Consider the following 7221-nt stretch of genomic DNA (forward strand, 5'->3'; position numbering starts at 1 on the left):
CGCATCCATGAACTTCTACCATGGAACTGGAAAACCCGGCTCCTCGCCGAGGCGGCATAATCATGCAGCTCAACAAGGTGCATTCCGTCAAGACCATCGACCGCGTTGCCGCCGAACTGGGAGCAACCGTCGATCGGGTCTTCGATCTCGCCATCGATATGGAAACCGAAGATGGCGTGATCTGGGTCTACGGCCCCGGAGACGACAGCGTCATCGCATTCTCTCCATTCGGGATCGAAAACCTGCGCGACCTCATCGAAATGGACCGGGACTACGGGCGCTGACAGCGCCGTGGCCTACGCCGGATGCTTACGTTTGAGGCGCGGGGTGGCGGGAAGTGCGGGGAACTTACTGAGGGCATTCAAGACACGCAGGGGGAGGCCATAGGTCTGGGCAAGTTCGAAGGCTGAGGGGCCTGCTTGCAGGACCGAATAAAGCGTACATAGCGTACAAAGAAAACGAAATGTATGGAATAAATGCGACAGATAAAATCTAGAGGCTATAGAGGAAAAACAAGATATATAGAATGTAGGATTCGAATGATCCTTATAAAGCATAGGAAGTATACACATTATACAGAAAGCAAGAAAAAAGGCATAAGGTATAAAATCTACAAGGCATAGAGAACGTATAAACCATATGAAGTCTATAAAAACTTAGGATGTACGGTTATCAGCAAAACACCATCCCAAAAGGCTGCAGGAAGAAGCCTGGAATGAGATTTTGCGTCGGTCAGATCGAAAGAAGGGTGGGGGGCAAAAAACAGCCCGTAGAGAAGCTGAAGTGTCTTGCGGCACCCCAGGCCACCAGAAAGCACCCTAAGTCCACTCCTGAGCCAATTTGGGAGGTCTGAGCGCCAATAGTAACATGTAGGTAGATGATTGGAGCCGAAGGGTTCAGTCATAGACCTCGCTCAAAGATCGAAGCTCTGCAAAAATATCAAACCAAATGGCGCAAGCGAGAGGCTTTCGACACAGGATATTGCGAGGCACTTTTCAACCGCCTCGTAATCCAAAAGCCCGGTTCAACTGTTCTCCACGCCTCCCTTAGTGCGAGGAGCCGTAGCTTATCATTCACTCAAGAAGGAGAATCCTTCTTACTGATGAAGTTAGGATGGTCAATGTTTGCTTAAGAACGCAGCGAAAAGGTGGCACGCCGATGGGTCAATTATGATCCTTTTTTGTACATAGTAATGCCACGTTGTCGATTTTGTACATGGTGATGCCACGTATTAACATAGTTACGTGGCATTCGTATGTACAAAAGAAGATGCTAAAAAGCAGTACTCAAAGGGAATTCCAGTAGCCGCCTAGCGGAAAAAATACGTAAGCGTGTAGATGGTCGATCACCCTACCCTCGGAAGCAATAGGAGTCGTGTGTGGATGCTCTCTTTTAGGCAAGGACTCTTTTGACGTTTGGGCGGCGATCGGTATCGGTCGTGTGTCAGGCCTCAGATGATGTGGCTCTGAACTGCCACGGGCCGTTATGGAGTAAGATCACTTCGAGTCCAAATCGCAGTTGCGGGCTATGACGTCCAGGACTCCTAAATGGTTTTCTCGAAGCGGATCTTCCGATGCTTGTTCCCATAATCGTCAGTCGATCTCCTCACCGTCTCGAGGTTGCCCAGTTGTCGGGCACCCTCCAGTTCCTTTACATGTCAAACGTACTGGAGCAAGTCTCCGCGATAGGTTTCCTTTCTTGAGACCAGCGCCCAAAGAATGCGTGCCATCTTGTTTGCGAGTGCGACGGCGGCCATCTTCGCCGGCTTTCTCATGAGGAGCCGATCCAACCAACTTCCGGCCTGAATGCGTTTTGCCTTTGCCCACCGAATGCAACAGGTCGCACCAATTACCAAAAGGCGTCTCAGGTCGGCTTGTCCCATTTTACTGACTTGCCCAAGTCTGGGCTTGCCTCCAGTAGAATGTTGCCGAGGAACCAGCCCGAGCCAAGCCGCAAAATCCCGGCCACATTTGAAGGCCTCCATGGGTGGTGCGAAGGCCAGAAAGGCCGCTGCGCTGATCGGGCCTACGCCTGGAATTGTTCGGGCCCGACGAGCGTCTTCATCCGCCGCCGTCGCTTTTTCGAGTTCCCGTTCAACCACTCTAAGGGACTGTGTCAATTGTTCGATCTGGTGGAAATAAAGCTCGGCAGTTGCCCCAATAATCGGGGGTAGGTGGTCCGTCTCTTCAGTCATCCGGTCACGAAAGCGTAAAAGAACCGCGTTACCTTTCGCCAAAACAATGCCGTGTTCGTAGAGGTGGGATCTGAGGGTAACAAAAAGCTGGGCACGCTGGCGCGTTAACGTCTGGTGGGTCCGAAAAAGCATGGCATGTGCTTGTTGCTCTGCGCTTTTTACGGCAACAGATGGAATATTGGGTTGGCGTGCTGCGGTCGCGATGGCCGCCGCATCATTGGCGTCATTCTTTGCCGAACGTTTCACAAACGGTTTGACGTAGATTGGCGGGATTAACAGCACCTCATGTCCGAGAGCGCCCGCAAGTCGGCCCCAGAAATGCGCAGAGGCACAGGCCTCCATGGCGACGCGGCATGGGCGCTGCCTCCGTAGCAATTGCTCGAATTTCTTTCGGGAGTGACTGCGATTGAAAATGACCTCGCCATCTCCGTTTGCAGCGCAAACCTGAAAACTGTTCTTGGCAAGATCTATCGCGAGAATTGTGATATCGGACATAGTGCAGCTCCTTCATCGTTTGCATCAGCGCAAAGTTACACGTTTTGATGCTACCGGGTTTGGGAGAGCATCCACACCATCACAGTTCACTTAGCGCTCACAACACCAACGCCTTGCAGATCAAGTGGTCGTGGAAGGGCGAAAGCCCGTCGCAGGTTTTAGGACTTGTGCGACGGTGGGTAATAGACGGAAAACAGCCAAAGTGCTACATTGTACTTAGTTTGTAACACATGAGGACGCAACGATGAGCGAAGCAACCTTCACCTTTCGGGTCGATGACGCTTTGAAAAGCCAGTTCGCCCAAGCGGCCAAGTCCCGCGACCGTAGCGGGGCGCAATTGCTCCGTGACTTCATGCGAGATTTTGTACGGCAACAGCAGGAAGCAGCGGAGCATGACGCATGGTTTCGACGTGAAGTACAGGCAGGCATAGACTCGGCCAATGCGGGCGAACTGATATCCGCCGAAGACGTGGAAGCAGAAGCCGCCGCATGGCGAGCAGAAACGCGGCGCAAACTATCAGGCTCTAGCTCGTGAGGCTGGTTTGGACCAAACCGGCCAGCCTCGACCGAAAAGAGATCCGAGAGTACATCGCCCAGGACAACCCGGCCGCCGCCCTCGCCCTCGATGAGCTGATATCTGAAAAGGCTTCGCGGCTGGTCGATCACCCTAGCCTTGGCCGCCCTGGACGTGTTGCAGGTACGCGCGAGCTGGTCGCGCACCAGAACTACATTTTGATTTACGACATGACACAGGACTTGGTGCGCGTGCTGCGTGTTCTGCATGCCGCCCGGCACTGGCCGCCATCCCGCACATGATGGGCATGGTATGTAATAGACGGGACCCCCTATATGCTGAGAAGGAAATTGTGGACGTGGATCAGCCGCCGCAAGATTGAACACCTACCGACAATCACCGTGAAGGCGGCGGCGAACTACTACAAGACGTTCACGGCCCCAAATCCAGATCACAAGGCCAGCATCTACAACGTCGCTCGTGAACTGGTTGGCACGGCCATGCTACACCTCTTATCTCAGCAAGAATGCGCAAAATGCTCGCAGCCAGAAAAATTTGCAACAGAGCCCTCTTTTGAAAGCACCTGCGGGCAGTCTGGTGGAGCATGACACAGAGATCACCGGGGCGCTCGATATGCTTTTGACGGGCGTGTAAGCTGACACGCGGTTTTCCGTCTAAATTGTACCGGAGCGGGCAGTATCAGCGATGCTTTACGTTAATGTCCCGTCGTTTTCAAAACGACGGTAAACGTTCGCAGAATGAGCCCCAAATCGGTATCCGAATCAGCCTAGCGACGACGTCTTCGCCGCGATAGCAGAGCAACACGCCCGGCACCTGCCGTGTAGCCCAGGAATGTATCCACGATCATCCGGACGCACATCTTTTTGTGCGGATGTCTCACATCATTTCGACCATGCCTTAAGGGCCAAGTCCTGCCTTCGTGATCAGGAGGTTTTGGTGGCTTTTCGCGCTTGGCTCTGAGCCAGGCGATAACTCTCGCCATTCATCTCGAGGATATTGACGTGGTGGGTCAGCCGGTCGAGGAGCGCGCCGGTGAGGCGCTCGGTGCCAAAGGTTTCCGTCCATTCATCGAAGGGCAAGTTGCTGGTGATCACGGGCGTCGGTCTTACACTCTCTGATGCCGTGCGTATCCTACTGACCCGCGTTGCCGCCGAAGGTGGCCTTCCTGCCGGGCTGACTGCCGATCCCGACGCCTATGATACGTGGTTCCGCGCCCGGCCACCCCGCATGATCAGGTCATGCAAGAAGCGCGTGCCCTGATCGACGGGAAACGCCGTGCCTGAACTCGAATGGAAGGCTCCCGCCGTTGCGGACTTTCTGGCGATTGTGGATTACATATCGGACGACAATCCGGATGTGGCCCTCGCGCTGACGTCAGAAACTGCAATCTTTGCGACACAACCCTTGAACTTGCCGCGGTTATTGTATATACATAAACTACGTTGATGATCGTCTGGGATGAGCCAAAGCGGCAAACGAACCTCGCCAAGCACGGCTTGGACTTTGCCGATTTGGATGAGGGGTTCTTTCTGGCCTCTGTCGTGATCCCTGTGAAGGATGGTCGGCACATGGCGATAGGCCGTCTCGCGGATGGAACGATTGCCGTGGTGTTCGCCACCTTGGGAACCGAAGGCGTTTCGGTAATCTCGATGCGTCCCGCCAGTCGCAAGGAAAGGAACCTACTATGACCCGGAAGCACCTGACCGAAGATCAAATCCAGCGCATGATCGCCAGCGATCCAGATGCGCCGGAAGCCGCGGACGAGCAGCTTGCTCAAGCCAAACCGTTCAGCGAGGTATTCCCGGCCTTGGCGGATGACATGCGGAAGAATGTTGGTGGACGCCCGAAGTCAGACAAACCGAAGGTGGCCGTCTCGCTGCGTCTGGATCAGGAAATCGTCGCCCGTTTCAAAGCCTCTGGGCCCGGCTGGCAGACTCGCATGAATGACGCACTGCGGGATGCTGCGGGGCTTTAAGCTCGTCCTCGTGCGTAGTTTGAAAGGCCTATTCTCCGCATCTGATGCGGAGAATAGCGAGGGAACGTCGAAACTTGATGACGAAAGGGGCGGCATAGCCACCCCTTCGCAGGTTGTGTCGTAAAGATTGCAGTGTGATGGAGACGCCGATCCATTGGACGTAAGTATTCCGCGAGCGCCGCAAAGACATGAAATGCTGGCCGTTGAAAAAGTTTGCAACAGAACCCTCTCAAATACGCCAGAGCCGGAAGCGGCCCTGACCGGTCACTTCCCGGATAAGGCCCCACGCTTCCATCCACGCCAGATTGCGTTGGACGGCCGCCCGACTGGCGCCGGTTAAGGCTTCGGCCATGGGGGCCGACACCACAGGCCATTCTGTGAACACCCTGCGCAGAGCAGGCGGGGTACGACCGGAAAGCGGCGCCATTGTTATTTCTGCCCGGGCGGCCCATGCTTCGACATCGTCCAGATGCCGCATCGCTGTGAGAATGGCGCTGTTCATCCCATCCAGCCAGCGGGCAAGGCGCTCTGGTGGCTCGCCAGATGAGCGCAGCCCTCCTGCGCCTCCCATGGCTAACGGTGCGAAGATGGCTCCGCTTCCGTCACTCGCGGCAATCCGGGCCGCCGTGACGGCTGCTTCGATCTGATCGCCGTGGCGCCCAAGGCCCGCCAAATTCCAGAGATGAAAGCCCATGCAGGCGCGCGAAATCGGATGAAGATCGTCCGCCGCGCAGATGACAGTCCGCCAGCTTTCGGCGCGATCTTCGAAACGCTCTGAGGTGTCCGCTATATGCTCGGGATCGCGACGGTCCAGAAAGGCAGCCAAATCGCTGAGTGGGGCAGGGCCCTCGGTTAGGTGTCGCACAGCCCAGTGGATGCGGGCCAGTATCTTTGTATCGTCGCGAACAGATGACCCACGCATGGAAATCCAAAGCGCGAGCTGATCGGGATGAACGCGATCGCCCGCAAGCCAGCTCAGCTCTGCCGCCTCGATCAGAGCCAGCCTGCGTCGCCACCCTTCGGGGCCGAGCCGCAAGCGCTCATCGAGTGCTCCCAAACGTCCGGCCACCTTTGCCAGATGAGTTGCATGGATCGCTTGCGCCCGTACCCAATCGTCAATGAGCGCCAGGTCTGGCGGGTCCGCGCGCGGGCCGGGTGGCAAGAAATCCGGCTCTTCTTCGATGGGGCCGGGAAGGAACCAGAGATCGTCTTTGTCGCAATTGCTTTGCCGTTTCATCAAAAAGTTCTTACAGGATTTCAGTAGGATGAAGCGTAATCCGACGCGATATTTTACGTTTCGATTTCAATTTTTAACTCGCGTTTCAACAAGCGAGAGACTGGGGCAGAAAATGGAGTTCAGAAACCGTGGAGCGGCGGGTTCGTGATGCTGCGCGAAAACGAAGCGTCTGACGAGGCTTGGGCGAAGGCAACGCGTATCGGGCGAGAACTGGATCGAATTTTGGACGGGCAAGAGCCTATGCGCACCGCAGTTGCTCGGGCAGCATCCGAATTGCGTCTCTCGACGCGCCAAGTCTACAACCACCTGTGCCGATACCGCACCGAGCGCCGGGTTTCTTCGTTGCTGCCAAGAACAGGTGGGGCGAGGCGCGCAAGGATCAGCCCGGCCGTTGAGGAGATCATTTCGGCAACCCTTCGGGAGATGTGGCTTCGACCCGAGCAACCGGACCTTGCGCCGGTCGTCGATGAAATCCGTGCCCGTTGTGTCAGCGAGGGTCTTGATCCGCCTGCCTATGTCACCGTATCCAAGCGTATCCCGCGACTGTTCACGCCCGAGGAGATTGCCCGACGGCGACATTCAGGAGGGAAAAGCCTGCGGCGTCTGAAACCGCGCCCGGGCTATATCCGGGCCAAACACGCTCTCGACGTCGTCCAGATCGATCATACCCCTGCCGACATCCAGTTTGTAGGCCTAGCTGGCCCGAAGCTGCATATTTGGGCCTTTGAGAGAACAAAGCCCGTACATTTCATTGGTCTGACCGCTGCAGATACAAAGCGACGTTT

General features: G+C 55.8%; 10 protein-coding genes and 1 pseudogene. 8 read left to right on the forward strand and 3 right to left on the reverse strand.

Annotated features, from left to right (window positions below; translation table 11 throughout):
• Positions 1–62: 62 nt before the first annotated feature.
• Positions 63–284: a hypothetical protein gene (locus C8N42_RS20540; protein ID WP_107818280.1), complete on the forward strand. Its 222-nt coding sequence runs from the start codon at positions 63–65 to the stop codon at positions 282–284.
• A 1373-nt stretch (positions 285–1657) separates the two neighbouring features.
• Here C8N42_RS20540 and C8N42_RS20545 read toward each other — a convergent pair.
• Entirely contained in the window at positions 1658–2689 is a 1032-nt protein-coding gene (locus tag C8N42_RS20545) for an IS110 family RNA-guided transposase (RefSeq protein WP_107818274.1), read from the reverse strand.
• 244 nt (positions 2690–2933) lie between these two features.
• Between C8N42_RS20545 and C8N42_RS20550 the strand changes: the two genes are divergently transcribed.
• From C8N42_RS20550 to C8N42_RS21440, 3 genes are read left to right on the forward strand one after another with little or no spacing between them, the layout of a single operon-like run.
• The gene (locus tag C8N42_RS20550; RefSeq protein WP_107818275.1) at positions 2934–3224 is read left to right on the forward strand and encodes a CopG family ribbon-helix-helix protein; all 291 of its coding nucleotides are present in this window, start codon (positions 2934–2936) and stop codon (positions 3222–3224) included.
• Entirely contained in the window at positions 3221–3505 is a 285-nt protein-coding gene (locus C8N42_RS20555) for a type II toxin-antitoxin system RelE/ParE family toxin (protein WP_107818276.1), read from the forward strand. Before C8N42_RS20550 ends, C8N42_RS20555 begins: the two co-directional genes overlap by 4 nt.
• 33 nt (positions 3506–3538) lie before the next feature.
• A complete protein-coding gene (locus C8N42_RS21440; RefSeq protein WP_146168300.1) occupies positions 3539–3811 on the forward strand; it encodes a hypothetical protein in 273 nt (90 codons plus the stop codon).
• A gap of 336 nt (positions 3812–4147) precedes the next feature.
• Here C8N42_RS21440 and C8N42_RS20560 read toward each other — a convergent pair.
• Positions 4148–4330, reverse strand: a pseudogene (locus C8N42_RS20560) (ATP-binding protein); the annotation flags it as partial.
• Between the two features lie 16 nt (positions 4331–4346).
• Here C8N42_RS20560 and C8N42_RS22245 point away from each other — a divergent pair.
• From C8N42_RS22245 to C8N42_RS20580, 3 genes are all read left to right on the forward strand, one after another.
• The gene (locus tag C8N42_RS22245) at positions 4347–4484 is read left to right on the forward strand and encodes a hypothetical protein (protein ID WP_245890323.1); all 138 of its coding nucleotides are present in this window, start codon (positions 4347–4349) and stop codon (positions 4482–4484) included.
• 185 nt (positions 4485–4669) lie between these two features.
• On the forward strand, positions 4670–4912 hold the full coding sequence (locus tag C8N42_RS20575; protein ID WP_107818277.1) for a BrnT family toxin: 243 nt from the start codon (positions 4670–4672) through the stop codon (positions 4910–4912).
• The gene (locus C8N42_RS20580) at positions 4909–5199 is read left to right on the forward strand and encodes a BrnA antitoxin family protein (RefSeq protein ID WP_107818278.1); all 291 of its coding nucleotides are present in this window, start codon (positions 4909–4911) and stop codon (positions 5197–5199) included. Before C8N42_RS20575 ends, C8N42_RS20580 begins: the two co-directional genes overlap by 4 nt.
• A gap of 229 nt (positions 5200–5428) precedes the next feature.
• On the opposite strand, the gene C8N42_RS20585 is transcribed toward C8N42_RS20580, so the two are convergent.
• The gene (locus C8N42_RS20585) at positions 5429–6436 is read right to left on the reverse strand and encodes a hypothetical protein (protein WP_107818279.1); all 1008 of its coding nucleotides are present in this window, start codon (positions 6434–6436) and stop codon (positions 5429–5431) included.
• Between the two features lie 147 nt (positions 6437–6583).
• Here C8N42_RS20585 and C8N42_RS20590 point away from each other — a divergent pair.
• Positions 6584–7221 (forward strand): helix-turn-helix domain-containing protein (locus tag C8N42_RS20590; protein WP_483862458.1); only part of this gene is annotated, 638 nt, incomplete at its 3' end.

Origin of the sequence: Celeribacter persicus (assembly GCF_003050785.1) — a bacterium.
GTDB lineage: Bacteria > Pseudomonadota > Alphaproteobacteria > Rhodobacterales > Rhodobacteraceae > Celeribacter > Celeribacter persicus.

What these genes read in the sequence shown, in the direction of transcription:
- C8N42_RS20550 (WP_107818275.1), top strand. Translation starts at nt 2,934, where the DNA reads ATGAGCGAAGCAACCTTCACCTTTCGGGTCGATGACGCTTTGAAAAGC.
- C8N42_RS20585 (WP_107818279.1), bottom strand. Translation starts at nt 6,436, where the DNA reads ATGAAACGGCAAAGCAATTGCGACAAAGACGATCTCTGGTTCCTTCCC.
- C8N42_RS20580 (WP_107818278.1), top strand. Translation starts at nt 4,909, where the DNA reads ATGACCCGGAAGCACCTGACCGAAGATCAAATCCAGCGCATGATCGCC.
- C8N42_RS20545 (WP_107818274.1), bottom strand. Translation starts at nt 2,689, where the DNA reads ATGTCCGATATCACAATTCTCGCGATAGATCTTGCCAAGAACAGTTTT.
- C8N42_RS21440 (WP_146168300.1), top strand. Translation starts at nt 3,539, where the DNA reads ATGCTGAGAAGGAAATTGTGGACGTGGATCAGCCGCCGCAAGATTGAA.
- C8N42_RS20540 (WP_107818280.1), top strand. Translation starts at nt 63, where the DNA reads ATGCAGCTCAACAAGGTGCATTCCGTCAAGACCATCGACCGCGTTGCC.
- C8N42_RS20575 (WP_107818277.1), top strand. Translation starts at nt 4,670, where the DNA reads ATGATCGTCTGGGATGAGCCAAAGCGGCAAACGAACCTCGCCAAGCAC.